Source organism: Streptomyces sp. NBC_01549, assembly GCF_026339955.1.
In the GTDB taxonomy this organism is placed as follows: Bacteria; Actinomycetota; Actinomycetes; order Streptomycetales; family Streptomycetaceae; genus Streptomyces.
Genome location: NZ_JAPEPW010000005.1, coordinates 1 through 15,327, shown reverse-complemented (window position 1 = coordinate 15,327; position 15,327 = coordinate 1). Strand labels below are relative to the sequence as shown.

Genomic DNA, 15,327 nt, shown 5'->3' with positions numbered 1-15,327 from the left:
CCGTGAACGCCGATGCCCCAGGCCATCAGCCTGGGGCATCGCGCTGAGCACCGCCTATCGCTCGCGCAGCAGCCTCAGCGGGAGGGCCCGGCACTCGCCGCCTCGGCGATCACGGAGGATGCTGACGTCGCCGAGCAGCTGCCGCAGTTCCTCCTCCCGCTCCTGGGCGTACGCGTACCGCTCGGGCAGGACCTCCAGCAAGTGCTTCCACTGGCGCTGGCCCGCGCGAACGCACGGCCTCCACAGTTGTTGTGGCCGAAGCCGAGCCCGTACAGGCGGGGAGGTGCGACGCCCAGGGCCCGGGCCTCGTCCAGGAGTTGCTCCTTGGTCCGGGCCGGCTCCCACTTCCCGCACAGCGGGAAGCGTGTGACCCAGGGCTTCCAGTTTCGGGCGATCGCCGGGATCCGGGCCCGATCGCGCCGATTGTTCTCGATCCCTACGTACACCAGCGTGTCGGCGGGGTCGGCGTGCTGCTCCATCCATTCCCGGCAGGGCACCTGCTTGAGCAGGCGCGTGCAGGGAGCCAGCCGGTCGTTGCCGAGGAACCGGACGTCGCGGAAAACCTCCCACGGGGTGCGACCATCGGCGACCTTCGTCAGCGGCACACCGAGAAGCTGGCTGGTGTCTTCGGCGAACCTCCACAGGTCGTCGTCCTCGATGCCCGTGTCGGCGATCAGGAGGGTGAGGTTGCGGGTGCCGTACTTCCGGGCGACCCATACCGCGACGGCGAAGGATCCGATGCCGCCACTGAATTGGACGACGTGACGCCGGACAGTGAAGGCTCGGCGGCCGCGGCCCGTCTGCTTAGACATGAACGGAGCTCCCTGGTGAGGCGAGTCGGTGGAATCCGTCAGCCAGGCGTTGCCGCACCGGGCCGACAGGGGGTGCGGCGGTCAGGGACCGGGAGGGTCCCGGACCGCCGCGGGTGAGGGGCGGTCAGGCGGCCAGGGCCAGGCTGGGGAGCAGCCGCTCGCCCAGCCAGCGCGCGGCGTTGACGCTGACCGCGTTGCCGATCTGCAGGATCGCCTCGGTCTGGTTGCCCTGGATGATGAACTCTTCGTGGAAGCGCTGGACCAGCTTGAGCTCCTCCACCTCCAGCATCCGCAGCGTGCAGTCGTCCACCGTCGGGGCCGGGATGACCAGCGAGTGGTGCGGCTTGCACGCCACCGTGGTCAGCGGCTCGGCGGTGGTGCGCGGGGCGCCCTTGCGGCCGATCGGGACGATAAGCGCGTGGTGGCGGCCCTGCGCGGCCAGCGCGGGCACCGGGCCGCTGATCGGCAGGGCGGTGCCGTGGTTTCGGAGCATCACGATGTACGGGTCAGTGCCGAACCGCTCCAGGCCTACCGCGATCCGGGCCCGGGTCGCGGCCGCGTAGGGCTTGAACTTTTTGAAGTTGGGCCGGCCGTCGCCCACGCGTTGGCCGGGCAGACCCCAGTTGATGATGTCGCCGACCGGGCGGGTCAGCGGCGTCAGCTCCAGGTGGCCGCACGCCCGGTTGGGGCAGCGGAAGGTGTACTCGACGCCCCACTTGCCGATGCGGCGTGCTTTCGGGTTCTTCCACACCTGGTTGGCCAGCACCGGCCCGCATTCCGGGCACATGGCCTCCGGCCGTACCCGCACGTCCGGCAGGGGCAGGCCCTTGCGGGTGAAGACGATGTAGATGCGGTCGCGCAGCTGGGGCGGCAGCAGGTTGTCCCCACCACCCAGGTGGGCCGACGACGCGTTGACGATCTGCACGTTGTAGCCGAGCAGTTCCATGCCGCGCAGCCACCAGTCGAACAGTTCCCAGTCGGTGGCGAACTCGGTGACGTTTTCGATCAGGACGGCATCGGGCCGGTGGAGGTCGGTGACGGCGAGGACGTCCAGCGCAGAGGCCCGGGTCTGCACGAAGGTGGCTTCCTTGGCGCCTTCATCCTTGCCGGTGAGGCTGAGGCGGGTCTGGCCACGGGTGCGCTTCTTCCCGCCGGCGGGACTGGCCTCGGTGCAAAGGATGGAGGCCCAGACCACGCGGGTGCGCGGCAGGTTGCGCTTGTCGTACCTGTGGATGTCCTCGCACTTGTGCTCGGCGTGCGGGTGGTTGGTGCGGTGCGTCCATACGGACACGGGGTCGTGGTTGATCGCCAGTTCAAGCACGTAGCCGGCCTCTTCCAAGCCGCAACTGCTGCCTCCACAGCCGCAGAAGAGGTCGATGAACGGGATGGGCCCCAGGGAGGCTTTGAGGCGGGCCAGTTCGAGGGACGAAAGTACCGGAGCGAACCGCAGCACGAGTGACTCCTTCGCGAGTGGAGTTGGTGAGGCCGCCAGCCGGGCGTTGCCGCGCCCGGATGCCGCCTGAAACTTAAAATCAATTATACGCTCTTCCTTGGGTCTTGGCAACCCTACTCACAGCTGTGGCCCCCGGTAGGCCGGGGGCCACAGCTGCACTCCAAGCGCGGTAGTCGGTGGTACGTGTTTCGCGCGCGGCGATCACACGGCGGGCAGCAGGTCGGGCACGTCGTCCACGCCGAGGAGCAGGATGTGGTGGCCGACAGTCTCGGTGACGCCGTCGGTGACCCGCTCGACGTCCAGGCGCAGCCGGATGCGGCCGGCGCCTTCGCCGTTGGCCGCAAGGGCGTGTTCCAGTTCGTCGTCGAGGCGGTCCGCCGCGGCCTCGGTCGCGGCGTAGTCGGCCAGGTCGCGGGCGAGGAGCTGGCGGGTGGTGGTGTCGCGGAGCTGGTAGCTGGTCATCGGGACTCGTCCTTCGGTGTGGGGTGATCAGTGGTCGAGCCGGCGATCCCGCGGGCCGCGTTCACCGCGCGTGACCAGACGTCGGGGCTGCCTCCGTGCTCGCGGGCGAGGGAGGCGGCGAGTCCCCGGATGTCGCCGCGTTCGCGCAGGGCGGCCAGGGCGACGGCCGCCCGCCGGTCGGCTTCCGAGCGGGCTGGCGCGGCCGCGGGGCGGTGCTCAAGGGCGGTGCGTACGACGTACTCCCAGGACCTCTGCGGCCCGCCGTGCTGCACGCTGAGCTCCGCGGCCAGCCCCGGGTGGTAGCCGTCGCGGTCGATCGCCTCGGTGGCGTACTGCTCGGCGAGCTGCGTGGCGGTGAGCGGCTCGCCGCCGGTGTGGGCGCTCAGCTCGGCCGCGAGGGCATCCTCGAGGGCGGAGGGCCGGCCGACGGCCGCGTCGGCCTGGGGCCCGGGACGGCGGCCGGCCTTGCCGAGCTTGTCTCCGGTGCGCTTGCGGTCGAAGTCCTGCAGGTCGCCGACACGGAAGCCGGGGATCATGCGGCCGGTCGGGCCCTCGACCGGCTCGGCGAGGGGCTTCGGGAAGTAGTCGGGGTTGTCCTTGAGGTACTTGCGGATTGCCGACGCTCCGTTGAAGCCCAGCCACTTGGCGGCCGTGTTGATGGAGACGACGTCCTCCGGGTCGGCCTGGTATAGCTCGGGGTCGGCCTTGAGGACCTTGCTCGCCTTCTCCTGCTGGAACCACGTGTAGAAGTCGCGGAACTGCTCCTCGTCGTAGAAGTCGGTCCCGTCGATGCGCTCCTTCTCCGGATGGCGGTGCTCCTTGGGCTGCTCGAGGCGCACCTTGTACCAGCGGGCCGCAGTGCCGACGCTGGCGCCGGTGAACTCGCGGATCCAGTCGCGGTTGACCACCGCGCGGCCGCCGACGACGCGGCGCTGCGGGTTCAGGGCCTTGGACATTGCACTCTCCGGTTCGGATCGCGGCCCTATACTGAGGGCCTGCTCCTCTTTGTTCCTCCGGCGCTCACGCGCCGGCGGGCGAGTCGAGTTGGTGAAGGTGGTCGGCGGGACGTTCGGTCGGGGTTGCCGCCCTGGGCCGACACCCTCGCGAGAGGGTGCCTTCCGCCGCCCACCATTTTTACCGCTAGTTTCGCGTAATCAATATGGCGCTCTTGGTGGGTGGCTGTCAATCTCACTAACCCCCAGAGCGCGTCACGGCCGGCTGCGGCGGTGCGCGGCCCACTCCCGTTCGAAATGCGGCACCTTCTTGTCCCGGACCTGGAACGGGGCGGTGACCATCAATTCCTCCACGGTCGGCAGCGCCGGCCCACGCCGCTCGACCCACGCCCGCACCCGCCCGTAGCGCTCATCGACCTCGACCGGGACGCCGTGCCGCTCCGAGACGCTCCGCAGCCTCCGGCCGAGAGCGGACGCCCGGCCCACGTCGACCCGCTCCACCGAGCGCATCGCCCGCCCGCGCCGAGTCGGGTCCGCCTTCGCCACGGGCAGGATCCGCCGCACGTGGTACAGCGCCCACGGGCAGGCGAGCTCCTCCTCGAACGCGGCGAGGACGGGCCGGTCCGCGGCCCGGCCAGGGTCGAACTGCTCCAGCAGACTGCGCCGGCCGAACAGCCTCGCCTTCGGGTTGAGGCTGACCGACGTGTACTCCAGGCGCAGCACCCGTCCGGCGATGTCGGGGTGCCGGCGCATCCGTTCCAGGTGCGCGTCCATGGCGCCCATCGACACCGGAAAACGTCCGTTTCTGTCCGCAGTCGCCGTGTCTAGATAGGTCGGTGTCCTGTTCGGACGGTATAGCGTCGAGTGACGTCTGGTCCGTATTGGACAGCCATTTGTCTCATTTCTGGCCCGGCTTGTGTGTTAGGGATCATAGTTGGCCGGATGCCTGCCAGTGGCTTTCTGAGGGCGTGCCGTCCAGTCAGCCGATCAGGGCGGCGGCCATGCAGGCGGCGACGTAGCCGATCGCGACGGCTGGTGAGGCTGCGAGGGTGTAGGTGTTGGGCAGGCTGGCGAGTGCGCTGGCGATGGTGTTGCCGCCGGGGCTTGGACGGCGGCCAGGAACTGGAACGCGGAGCCGCTGAGATGGTCGAGGCGAACGCGGCAACTGCGGTGTGTCCGCGGTTTCCGGCGCAGCCGATGCTGATCCCGCTGCGATCGTCGTGCCCGTGAAGATCGAACCGTGCGGTCGATCACCTGCGCCGCCGCGCCCAGATCGAGGTCACACCCGCCTTGAGGTGGTTGCTCGGAGATACTGACGCCCTTGATCCTGGGTGAGCACGGGGAAGTCACGACGGTGCACGCCTTCGGCACCTACCCGAGCCTTGGTAGGGCATCAACCGGACCTGGATGATCTACGGATGGGAGTCCGGTGTTCTAGCTGAGGTCCGCCGATCTACCGGCCAACCCTGAGATGTGGGAGCTGGAGGCGGATGTCTGTGAGCGGGTCGACCGGCAGTTGCTCTCGGTCGTGGATGCGCTGGCGTGGCGGGTGTTCAACTACGACCGGAGACCACCGATGTCGCGATCCCGTCGTCGCTCCCCACGGTCGCTCGCATGATGTTATGGCTGAGCAGGGGCCCTACCGAGGCGCGGTGGATCGCAGCATGGCCGGGTAAAGGCTGCGCGTTGGTGGTGGCCAGAAGGTCGGATCGGGAACGCACTCGTCCTGCATGACGGTGACCAGCTCGGAGGTCCGGGTAATCAGTCGGCGCCGCCGAGGCGGAGCATGGCGCGGTAGAGCTGTTGGGGGGTCAGGGGCGGTTCGGGGAGTGGGTGGGCGTGCTCGGCGCGGAAGCCGTCGAGCATCAGGTGCAGGTGGCGGCGCCAGGCGTGCGGGGCGATCCCGTCGGTCGCCTCGATGATCCGGCTGTGGGACCAGATGATGAAGGCGAGGTCCTCGGGCGCCAGGTCGGGTCGTAGGCTGCCCTGCTCTCGCGCCCGTTCGACGATGCGCACGCCGAGGTCATGGATCCTGGTCTGCTGGCCGGCCAGGCAGGCGTTCTCCGGCAGCCGGATCGAGGCGAAGTCGTTGAAGCCCCGGTCGCGGGTCTGGAGTTCGCACATGGTTTCCAGGAAGAGGCACAGCCCTTCCCACGCGTCGTCCATGGTCAGGGCCTGCTCGGCCGCGGCGACCCAGATCGCGAGCTTGCCGGCGAAGACCTCCTGCACCAGGTCGAGCCGGGTGGGGAAGTGTTTGTAGAGGGTGCCGATGGCCACCCCGGCGCGCTTGGCGACTTGCTCCAGCGACGCCTGCATCCCGTGCTCGGCGAACATGGCCCGGGCTGCGGCCAGCAGCGAGTCGCGGTTGCGCTGGGCATCCCGACGCAGCGGCCGGGCGGGCGCGGAGGCCGTGGTCGCGGCTGGTGCGCGTTCAGGGGGCATGCTCCACAGCCTATCAACGTGAGGGGTACCTCGACTTCTGTGTTACGCTGACGTCGAAAGTGAGGCACCCCTCGTGTTGTGCGGCTGTGCCGCGATTCGGCTCGGACCAGGCTCGGGAGACTTGATGAAACTGACCATCTCCGGCGCCAGCGGGCGCACCGGCACGCACCTGGCCGAGCAGGCACTCGCCGCCGGACACGACGTGGTGGCGTTGATCCGAAATCCGGCGAAGCTCACGCTGCGCCACGAACGGTTGCGGATCGCGCAGGGCGAACTGACCGACGAGGTGGCCGTTGAGGACGCCGTCCGCGGCGCCGACGCCGTCCTCGCCGCCCTGAGCCCCACGATCCTCGGCGGGCCCCGGGACCTGCCCCTCGCGTCGGGAACGGGCACCATCCTGGCCGCGATGCGCACACACGGCGTCCGCAGGCTCGTCTACAGCTGGGGGCCGAGCATCTTGATTCCCCGCAACCCCCTGCTGCGCGCGTTGCGCAGCGCGAGCTTCGCTCTGCTCAGACTGCTGCCCGCCACCCGCCCCATGGTCAACGAGACAGCCGCGGTGGGCGAGGCCATTCGCGGCTCGGATCGCGACTGGACCATCGTGGCCGTCACCGCACCCAACGACACGCCCCGATCGGGAAGTGTCAAGGTGCGCACCGCGACCGGATCCGGGGACCGGGTCGGCTCGCGCATCTCCCGGGCCGACCTCGCGGAGTTCATGCTCACTCAGGCCGATGACCCGCGATACGCGCAGCAGGAGCTGCGGATCAGCAACTGACACCGGCCCTGCACGCCGCCGCCGCGCAGTTGTCCGCGGCGGCCCCTCTTCCGCCTCACCAACTCAAGCGGCACGCGGAATCCCGCTGTCGACAACGCTGTTCTCATCGAAGGAGAAGTCATGCCTACCATCGCCATCATGGGTGCCGGTCCCGGAATGGGGCTCGCCATCGCCCAGACCTTCGGCAAGGAAGGCCACCAGGTCGCGCTGTTGTCGCGTACTCCGGCCAAGCTGGACCCGGTCGTGGCCGAACTGACCGACCAGGGCATCGAAGCGGCGGCCTTCGCCGCTGACGTACTCGATCGGCCATCGATCGTCTCCGGCCTCGCGGCGGTCAAGCAGCGGTTCGGGCAGATCGACGTCTTCGAGTACTCGCCGGCCAACCCGGCGCTGCCGTCGGCTTCCTCCACCGAGCTGACTCATGACAACGTGCAGATTCAGCTCGACTTTTACGTGCACGGTGCGGTGGCGGCGGTCAATCAGGTGCTTCCGGAGATGCTCGCCCGAGGCTCGGGCACGATCCTGTTCACCACCGGTGCCTCGTCCGTGCGCCCGGAGCTCGGTCACGACATGTTCGGCAACGTCGCCCCTGCCGCGGCGTGGCTGCGCAACTGGGCCCACGGTCTGCACGCCGCCGCCGCTCCCCGAGGAGTACAGGTCGGCCACATAGCGATCGGTGCGTGGATCGGCCGCCAGCCGGGCGCCACCGCACCGGAAGAGATCGCGCCGCTGTACTGGGAGCTGCACACCCAACACGACCAGGTCGAGAAGGTCTTCTTCCCCAGTGACCAACCCGTGTCCTGAGCACACGTGGTTGAGCCTTACGCCCTTGGCGGGGCGCAGCGCGCCAGCCTCATCATGCGGCCGGCGGTGACCACTTCCGCCCTTGACGCGGAGTTCTCGCCGCCCGACGCACCGGACTGGATCCCGACGCCGATCTGCGCCTTGCCCTTGCCGCCGGCGTCGCCCCTCACCGCGTTCCAGTCCAAGCTGGCGAACCTGCTGTTCACCTACGAACTACAGCGCCGGCTCATGCGACACGGCTCGACGATCGCCGTGGCCGCGCACCCAGGTGTGGCCGACACCGAGCTGGCGCGCAACTCGCCGCCCGCCCTGCGGGTGCTTCTCCCCGTGGGCGGGTCAGACTCGGGCGTGGACTGAGGAGTGGTTCAACGGGCATGGCCTGCATCGGCTTCGCGGCACTGTCCGCTACCCGAGGACGGCGTAACCATGTCAAGAAGATCATCGGTAAGCCGTGTGCGGGAAACCGCACGCACGGATTGAAAAGGGGACAGGGAAACGGGTCCTTGCGGACACCGCGCCCCTAACTACCAATGGCGATCATGACACGTGCCCTCGGGCACACCGACACGGACGTGGCCATCCTCGGCTACGGCGCTATGGAACTGGGCGGGCTGCGCAGGGGGCCAGAGCTGACCGACGAGGACGCCGGCCGGCTGCTCAACGCGGTCCTCGACGGCGGCATCAACCTGATCGACACCTCGCCCGACTACGGCCGCAGCGAAGAGCTCATCGGCACGCACCTCGCCCACCGCAGGGACGAGTTCTTTCTCGCCTCCAAGTGCGGCTGCCCGATCGAGCCGCCCGCCGACACGCCGCCGCCCTACCCGCACGACTACAGCCAGGCGAACGTCCGCGCCGACGTCGAGCAGTCGCTGCGCCGGCTCCGGACCGATCGCCTCGACCTGGTCCAGGTGCACATGTCACCGAGCAGGGCCACGCTCGAAGAGAACCGCACCGTCGAGATGCTCAAGGAACTACAGGCCGAGGGCAAGGTCCGCTTCATCGGCATGTCGGGCGTCCTGCCCAACCTGCCCGACCACCTCGCGATGAACGTCTTCGACGCTTTCCAGATCCCTTACTCGGCCGTGCAACGCGATCACGAGAACCTCATTACCGAGGCGGCGGACAAGGGCATCGGCACGCTCATCCGCGGCGGGGCCGCCCGCGGCGCGGCGTCGCAGGAGAAGAACTGGACCGTCGGTCCGCTCGCCCAGCAGCCGGGTGTCGGCCAGCGCAACTGGGAGACGTCGGGCATCGAGGACCTCATCGACCAGGCAGGCATCGACAAGCAGGAGTTCATCCTCCGCTTCACGCTCAGCCACCCCGGCCTGTCCAGCACGATCGTCGGCACCGCGAACCCGGCCCACCTGGCGGGCAACATCGCCACCGCGGAAAAGGGCCCGCTACCGTCCGACCTCTACGAGGAAGCCAAGAAGCGCCTCCCGATGGGGTAAGACTTGCCGGTGTGAGCGAGTGGGTGCTGCGTGGACATGGACCAGTTCCTCGCCGCCGTCGAGCAACTGCGTCACCCGGAGCTACGCGGGAAGCCAGTCGTGGTCGGTGGGGACCGCCCGACCAAGCGCGGCGTGGTGTCGCCCGCGTCTTACGAGGCACGAGATTTCGGCGTGAGTGACTCCCTGGGCGGCCCCTTCGCGTTCGGTCCCCAGGGAGCGTTGTCCGCTCAGTTTTTCCGCGCCTGGGAGAGACTGTCGGTCGACAGGTAATGCGGTCAGAGGCCCTCTCTCTCAGGCACGTTGATCGTTTCTTACCTGATTGCTCCCGGTTCGCAATGGTGCACCTGGCGTACGCGTCTTGGCCTCGTGGTCCGCCGCTGTCGGTGCGCGGGCGTCGTGGCGCGGAGCCCGGGGTCACGAACGGCGTGTGTGCCATCGTCGCCACATGCCGGAAGAGGTGCCGCACCCGCGCATCGTCGAACTCTCACGTGCGCTGGAGCGCGATGTGGAGGTCGTCGCCCGCTCGGCGGCCCGTCGGCGGGCCCGGTACGCCTTCTGTCGGCAGGCGAGGCGGTCGTAGAGGGCGTTCCGGCGGTGGCCGCGACGGTGGCGTACCCCCGCGGTCGGTCAGCGGGCGGTGAGCCCGGTGAGCAGGAGGGCGAGCCATCGGGCGCGGGCGGTGGGTGGCTGGTCGGTGGGGAGGGTGGAGAGCATCAGGTACAGGTCGTCGAGGGTGAAGTCGGCGCGCAGACCGCCCTGGGCTTGTGCGGTGCGGATGAGCCGGCCGAGGGCCTGGGTGACGCGGGTATCCACCTCCTGCATGGCGGGGTGGGCTGCGTGGTCGGCGCCGAGCGCGTACGCGGCTGCTTTGACGGCGCGGTTGTGGGCGACGGTGTCCATCACGCGGCTGAGGAAGCCGGTGAGCTCCGCCATGGCGGGTGAACCCTGGCTCTCGCGTTGCAGGCACTCTTCGGCGTCGTCGGCGAGTGTTTCGAACGAGGTGGCGACCACGGCTGTGACCAGGTCCGGACCAGGCCGCATCGCCGGCCGGGGGCCGTGCGCCAGGGTCCCCGCCGAGCAGATGGACTCCATCCGGCGTGACCGAACCGGCCGGCGTGCATCAGCTGGATGAACAGGTGGCTGGAGAACTCCTGTGCCGTCGTTGTTTTCTCGTGGTCGTAAGGAAGTTCAAGTGCGCACCAAGCCGCCGTCGACGTAGAGCGTCTGAGCGGTGACGAAGCCGGCGTCCGATGAAGCGAGGAACGCGACAGCACCCACCACGTCCTCGGGTTCGCCGACGCGCTTGATCGTCTGCTGGTTCGCGGCCGCCTGCATGAGGTCGTCGGGCGCGAAGCTCATCCCGGGAGTCCGGGTGAGCGACGGTGCGATCGCGTTGGCCGTGATCCCGTAGGGAGCGAGTTCGGTGGCCAGGCCGCGGGTCAAGCCGATCACGGCCATCTTGGAACTCGTGTAATGCGCCGCGTCGGGGACCTGCAGTGCAATCGAGTTCGAGGTGACGTTGACGATGCGACCCCAGCCGCGCTGCTTCATGCCCGGCAGGAATGCTTGCGACGTAAGCAGAACCGACTCGAGGTTGATGGCGAACACGCGCCGCCAGTCCTCGATCGTGGTCTCTTCCAGCTTCAGGAACGGGTAGATCCCCGCGTTGTTCACCAGGATGTCCGGCGCGCCGAGCGTTTCGGTGATCGGTGCCACGAGCGCCTTGACCGATCCGGGATCGGATACGTCGGCGGTGTACCCGGAGACGGTCGCGCCGGTGGCCCGCAACGCTTCCACCGCCTCGTCCGGCTCCTTCAGATCCACGAGAGCGACGGCGGCACCCTCCTGGGCAAGGCGGGTCGCGACCGCGAGCCCGATGCCCCGTCCGGAGCCGGTCACCACCGCGGTGTGCCCTTCGAGCCGCCGCGGTGTCGCGTGGGATGGGGATTGACTGGTCGTCATGATGACTCCCGTAAATGGGGTGAGTGACTGAAATGTTTGGTGATTCCTCAAAAAGGGTGGCTGGGTCAGACGGCCGACCAGCCGTCGTCGACGGGGAGCACGGCGCCACTGATGTTGCTCGCCGCGGCGGAGGCGAGGAACACGATGGCCGCGGCGACTTCGTCCGCCGCGGCTGTTCGGCCCAGGTTCTCCTGGTAGCGGCCTACGATCGAGGCGCCGTAGCCATCGAACGTCACGGTGTCGGTGATGTGGGTCTGGGTGCCGCCGGGGGCGATGGCGTTGACGCGGATGCCACGGTCCCGGTACATGACCGCGGTCGACTTCGTCAGGCCGATGATCCCGTGCTTGGAGACGGTGTACGCGGTGCCGGCGGCGCTGCCGCGTAGACCCGCCTCCGAGGCCGTGTTGACGATGGCGCCGTTGCCACGGGCCAGCATGTGGGGCAGGGCGGCGCGGGTGAGTAGGAACGGGGCGGTCAGGTTGATGCGGATGACCCGATCCCATTCCGCGTCGCTCACGTCGGCGGTGGCGGTCATGCGGTCCATGATCCCGGCGTTGTTGACGAGCACGCCGAGGTTGCCGAAGGACTCGACCGCGGTGGTGACGACCTCGTCGACCGTGGCCTGGTCGCTGAGGTCGCCGACGACCGTGCGGGCGGTGCCGCCGTTCGCCTCTATCTCCTTGGCGACGGCATGGGCGCCGACCGGATTGATGTCCGCGACGAGAACTTTGGCTCCCAGGCTCGCAAACCGCAGCGCGGCGGCACGTCCGATGCCGGACCCGGCGCCGGTGACGACGACGCCCCGCCCTTCGAAGTCGGTGGTGTCACTCATGCTGCCGTTCCTTCCAGGAGGGATGTCGCCTGGTGCCAGGGGCTGCGGGCGGCGATAGCCTGCTGCCAGGGGCGGATGCTCCTGGGCGGTACGCCGACGGCCAGGACGCCGGTGAGCCGGTCGCCGGTGCGGTAGACGGCGGTGAACTTGCGTTCTTCCAAGCTGCCTTCGGCGATCCGCAGCTCGTCGTGGCCGCGCAGGTAGCCGTAGGCGCGGATCTTCATGTCGTACTGGTCGGACCAGAAGTAGGGAACGGGCGCGAACGGCCGCTGGGCGCCCAGGAGGTTGCGGGCGGCGGCCATGCCCTGCTCGGCGGCGTTGGTGCGGTGCTCGATGCGCATCGAGGTGTCGAAGATCGGGTTGTGCCAACGGGCCACGTCACCCGCGCCGTACACGCCGGGTGCGGCGGCGCAGAACTCGTCGCAGACCAGCCCGTCTTCGAGGGTGAGGCCGCTGCCGGTCAGCCATTCGGTGTTGGGCCGGGAGCCGACGGCCACCAACACCGTGTCGGCCTCGACCACGCTGCCGTCGTCGAGGCGGACGCCGCCGGGGACGACCTCGCTGACCCCGGTCCCGGTGCGCAGGTCCACGCCGTGGTCGAGGTGGACCTGCGCGAGCATGCGGCCGACGTCCTCACCGACCGCGTGGGCCAGCGGGACGGGCGCGGGTTCCAGGAGGGTCACCTGGGTGCCCAGGCCGGCCGCCACCGACGCGGCCTCGGCGCCGAGGAATCCGGCGCCGACCACGGCCAGTGTGCGGCCGGGGCCGAGGCGGTCCTTCAGGGCGAGGGCGTCGTCCAGGGTGCGCAGGACGTGGGCTGGTGTGCCGGGCAGGCGTCGGGGGCGGACTCCGGTGGCCACGATCAGTCCGTCGTACGGTACCTCCGTACCGTCGGCCAGCAGCACGGTGCCCGCTGCGACATTCACGCCGATGGCCTCGCGGCCGTAGCGGGCGTCCAGGCCGAGGGCGTCGAGGGTGGCCTCGGTGCGCAGAGGCAGTCGGTCCGCGGGCCAGGCGCCGGAGAGGATCTCCTTCGACAGGGGTGGGCGGTCGTAGGGGGCGGCGGGTTCGTCGCCGATGAGGGTGAGGGGGCCGGTGTGGCCCTCTCGGCGGAGGGTTTCGGCGGCGGCGAGGCCGGCCGCGGAGGCGCCGACGATGACCACGCGGCCGGCCGAGGCCGGGCTCACGGCTCCACCAGGCGGATGGCGGCCGCGGGGCAGACGGTGGCGGATTCGCGGACGGCGTCGTGGAGTTCGGCCGGTGGGGTGTCGTCAAGGAGGACGACTATGCCGTCCTCGTCGCGCTGGTCGAAGACGTCGGGGGCGAGCAGTACGCACTGGCCCGACGCGACGCACTTGGGAACGTCGACCTCTACATGCATGACGTATCTTCCTTGCTCTCGGTGGGGGGATCGGGTGGTTGCGGTCACCAGGTGACGGGTAGTTCGCGGACGCCGTAGACGGCGGTGGCCTGCTTGAAGGCGATCTCCTCCATCGGTACGGCGATCTTCAGGCTGGGAAGCCGGCGGAAGACTTCGGGCAGGACGATCTGAAGTTCGGCGCGGGCCAGCGGCTGGCCGAGGCACTGGTGGATGCCGTAGCCGAAGGCCAGGTGCCGGCGGACGTTGGCGCGTTCCAGGTCCAGGTCGTCGGGGTTGGTGAAGAACTCCGGGTCGCGGTTGGCGACGTGGACGGGAATGATCACGCCCTCGCCCGCGTGGATGGTCACGCCGCCGATGGTGACGTCGTCGATGGCGGTGCGGCGCAGTCCGCCGTGCACGATGGACAGGTAGCGCAGCAGTTCCTCCACCGCGCTTGCGACCTGGTCCGGTCCGCCGAGGATGTGCGGGATCCGGTCGGGGTGGTTGAGGAGGGTGATGGTGCTCAGCGCGATCATGTTCGCGGTGGTCTCGTGCCCGGCGAACAGCAGGAAGGCGCTCAGGTCGGCGGCGTCCTGGTCGGTGATGACGCCCTCGTCCACCTGTGCGGCGAGCCGGGTGACCACGTCGTCGCCGGGGGTGGCGCGCTTGGTCTGCACGAGGCGCAGCAGATACTCGCCGAGGTTGGCGAACGCCCGGGCGGACTCCTCTCCCGTGGCGTTCAGGTCTACGAGGGTCTTCGACTGCTCCTGGAAGAACGGGTGTTCCTCGTAGGGGACGCCGAGCAGTTCGCAGATGACCAGGGAGGGCAGCGGCAGCGCGAAGTGCTCCACGAAGTCGGCGGGGCCGCTCAGCACGGTCAGGTCGGTGAGGAGTTCGTCGGTCAGGCGGGCGATGGCCGGGCGCAGCGCGTCGACGCGCTTGACCATGAACTCGCGGGTCAGGGTGCGCCGCATCGCCGCGTGGATGGGGTCGTCGTAGTTCTGGAAGAAGCCCCGCGGACCCGGCTGGTGGGTGCCTTCCTTGAAGTTGGGTGCGCCGGGATGCGTCTGGTCGGTGCTGAACGCCGGGCTGCCCAATACCGCCCGGGCGTCCTCCCAACGGGTCACCAGCCACGGCGTGAGGCGCCCTTCCCACAGGGAGACACGCGTGACGGGCTGTTCCCCACGCAGTTGCGCATACAGCGGCGGAGGGTCCAGGGGCGCGGCCTGCGGGCGGGTGAGTGTGAACGTGGGAACGGTCGGAGACGAGGTCATGCGGTAGCCTTTCTAGCGTCGGTTAACACTGTTAGTCGAACTATAGACTAACAGTGTTAACTGATCAATCGGAAGTCCCGAAGTCGAACCTGACGAAGCGCCGGCCGTTGGCCGCAGGGCCCACCGAGGACCGGTAGGCTGCTGCGGGCAGCGAGGAGGAGGCGATGAAGTCGCAGGTCAAGCGGGTGCCCAACGTGCGGGGCGAAGGCGAGCGGCTGCGGCAGGAGATCCTCGACGCGGCGACCCGCATCCTGGAGGAGACGGGACGCGAGGACGCGCTCTCCCTGCGCGGGGTCGCCCGCGAGGTCGGCATCTCCGCGCCCAGCGTCTACCGGCACTTCAAGGACAAGGCCGACCTGGTCTCCACCGTCCTCGAAGCCACCTACCGCGCACTGGCCGTCGTGATGAGCGAGGCCGGCGAGTCGGCCGCCACGGCGGACGCGGACCCGTGGGCGCGCGTGCGGGCCACCGTCACGGCCTACCGCAGGTTCGCCATCGACAAGCCCCGCCGCTACCGGCTGATGTTCAGCCTGGAATACGAGTCCGAGCGCCGTCCTGCCGCCGACCATCCCATCGAAACCGTGCTCCAGGCGTGGACCGAGACGGCTGACGCCTACCTCGCCGAAGCGGCCCCCGACCGTCGAGCGGAGGCGCGGGACCTGGGTATCCACCTGTGGACCGCCCTGCACGGCCAGCTCGTCCTGTGGCGCACCCTGCCGACCCCCGTCGCCGGCAGCGAA

Annotated in this window: 18 protein-coding genes and 2 pseudogenes; 7 read left to right on the top strand and 13 right to left on the bottom strand. The window is 69.4% G+C overall.

The features are described from left to right. Positions 1-74 precede the first annotated feature (74 nt). The 7 genes from OG819_RS54915 to OG819_RS54885 all read right to left on the bottom strand — a co-directional run bounded on the left by OG819_RS54915 (position 75) and on the right by OG819_RS54885 (position 6,122). Positions 75-812 carry a hypothetical protein gene (locus OG819_RS54915; RefSeq protein WP_266657525.1) on the bottom strand — a complete coding sequence of 246 codons (738 nt, stop codon included), beginning with the start codon at positions 810-812 and terminating at the stop codon, positions 75-77. A 124-nt stretch (positions 813-936) separates the two neighbouring features. Next, on the bottom strand, positions 937-2,265 hold the full coding sequence (locus OG819_RS54910) for a DNA cytosine methyltransferase (protein ID WP_266657523.1): 1,329 nt from the start codon (positions 2,263-2,265) through the stop codon (positions 937-939). A 201-nt stretch (positions 2,266-2,466) separates the two neighbouring features. Further along, positions 2,467-2,727, bottom strand: a complete 261-nt coding sequence (locus OG819_RS54905; protein WP_266657521.1) for a hypothetical protein — start codon at positions 2,725-2,727, stop codon at positions 2,467-2,469. After that, entirely contained in the window at positions 2,724-3,683 is a 960-nt protein-coding gene (locus OG819_RS54900) for a hypothetical protein (protein WP_266657519.1), read from the bottom strand. The genes OG819_RS54905 and OG819_RS54900 overlap by 4 nt, the downstream gene beginning before the upstream one ends. Positions 3,684-3,935: 252 nt before the next feature. After that, positions 3,936-4,454, bottom strand: a complete 519-nt coding sequence (locus OG819_RS54895) for a hypothetical protein (protein ID WP_266657517.1) — start codon at positions 4,452-4,454, stop codon at positions 3,936-3,938. A gap of 205 nt (positions 4,455-4,659) precedes the next feature. Further along, positions 4,660-4,845 (bottom strand): hypothetical protein, encoded by a 186-nt coding sequence (locus OG819_RS54890; RefSeq protein WP_266657515.1) that lies wholly within the window; start codon positions 4,843-4,845, stop codon positions 4,660-4,662. A gap of 596 nt (positions 4,846-5,441) precedes the next feature. Continuing rightward, complete coding sequence (locus OG819_RS54885; protein ID WP_266650501.1) at positions 5,442-6,122, bottom strand: TetR/AcrR family transcriptional regulator; 681 nt, start codon at positions 6,120-6,122, stop codon at positions 5,442-5,444. A gap of 124 nt (positions 6,123-6,246) precedes the next feature. Between OG819_RS54885 and OG819_RS54880 the strand changes: the two genes are divergently transcribed. The 6 genes and pseudogenes from OG819_RS54880 (at position 6,247) to OG819_RS54855 (ending at position 9,738) form a co-directional block, all read left to right on the top strand. After that, positions 6,247-6,900: an NAD(P)H-binding protein gene (locus OG819_RS54880; RefSeq protein ID WP_266657513.1), complete on the top strand. Its 654-nt coding sequence runs from the start codon at positions 6,247-6,249 to the stop codon at positions 6,898-6,900. 120 nt (positions 6,901-7,020) lie between these two features. Then, positions 7,021-7,704 (top strand): SDR family NAD(P)-dependent oxidoreductase, encoded by a 684-nt coding sequence (locus OG819_RS54875; RefSeq protein WP_266650507.1) that lies wholly within the window; start codon positions 7,021-7,023, stop codon positions 7,702-7,704. Between the two features lie 177 nt (positions 7,705-7,881). Continuing rightward, a pseudogene (locus OG819_RS54870) lies at positions 7,882-8,034 on the top strand (short-chain dehydrogenase); the annotation flags it as partial. Between the two features lie 209 nt (positions 8,035-8,243). Next, a complete protein-coding gene (locus OG819_RS54865; RefSeq protein WP_266650509.1) occupies positions 8,244-9,158 on the top strand; it encodes an aldo/keto reductase in 915 nt (304 codons plus the stop codon). 36 nt (positions 9,159-9,194) lie between these two features. Beyond that, positions 9,195-9,332, top strand: a pseudogene (locus OG819_RS54860) (hypothetical protein); the annotation flags it as partial. A gap of 271 nt (positions 9,333-9,603) precedes the next feature. After that, the gene (locus OG819_RS54855) at positions 9,604-9,738 is read left to right on the top strand and encodes a hypothetical protein (protein WP_266650511.1); all 135 of its coding nucleotides are present in this window, start codon (positions 9,604-9,606) and stop codon (positions 9,736-9,738) included. A gap of 47 nt (positions 9,739-9,785) precedes the next feature. Here the strand turns inward: OG819_RS54855 and OG819_RS54850 are convergent, their stop codons facing one another. The 6 genes from OG819_RS54850 to OG819_RS54825 form a co-directional block, all read right to left on the bottom strand. Then, positions 9,786-10,250, bottom strand: a complete 465-nt coding sequence (locus OG819_RS54850) for a TetR/AcrR family transcriptional regulator (protein WP_266650513.1) — start codon at positions 10,248-10,250, stop codon at positions 9,786-9,788. 96 nt (positions 10,251-10,346) lie between these two features. Beyond that, complete coding sequence (locus OG819_RS54845) at positions 10,347-11,057, bottom strand: SDR family NAD(P)-dependent oxidoreductase (protein WP_266650515.1); 711 nt, start codon at positions 11,055-11,057, stop codon at positions 10,347-10,349. A 128-nt stretch (positions 11,058-11,185) separates the two neighbouring features. Next, on the bottom strand, positions 11,186-11,953 hold the full coding sequence (locus OG819_RS54840) for an SDR family NAD(P)-dependent oxidoreductase (protein ID WP_266650517.1): 768 nt from the start codon (positions 11,951-11,953) through the stop codon (positions 11,186-11,188). Continuing rightward, entirely contained in the window at positions 11,950-13,140 is a 1,191-nt protein-coding gene (locus OG819_RS54835; protein WP_266657505.1) for an FAD-dependent oxidoreductase, read from the bottom strand. The genes OG819_RS54840 and OG819_RS54835 overlap by 4 nt, the downstream gene beginning before the upstream one ends. Beyond that, entirely contained in the window at positions 13,137-13,334 is a 198-nt protein-coding gene (locus tag OG819_RS54830) for a ferredoxin (RefSeq protein WP_266650521.1), read from the bottom strand. Before OG819_RS54830 ends, OG819_RS54835 begins: the two co-directional genes overlap by 4 nt. Before the next feature lie 44 nt (positions 13,335-13,378). Next, positions 13,379-14,587: a cytochrome P450 gene (locus tag OG819_RS54825; protein ID WP_266657502.1), complete on the bottom strand. Its 1,209-nt coding sequence runs from the start codon at positions 14,585-14,587 to the stop codon at positions 13,379-13,381. Positions 14,588-14,751: 164 nt separating this feature from the next. Here OG819_RS54825 and OG819_RS54820 point away from each other — a divergent pair. Beyond that, the coding region (locus tag OG819_RS54820) for a TetR/AcrR family transcriptional regulator (protein ID WP_266657500.1) at positions 14,752-15,327 on the top strand (576 nt) is incomplete at its 3' end.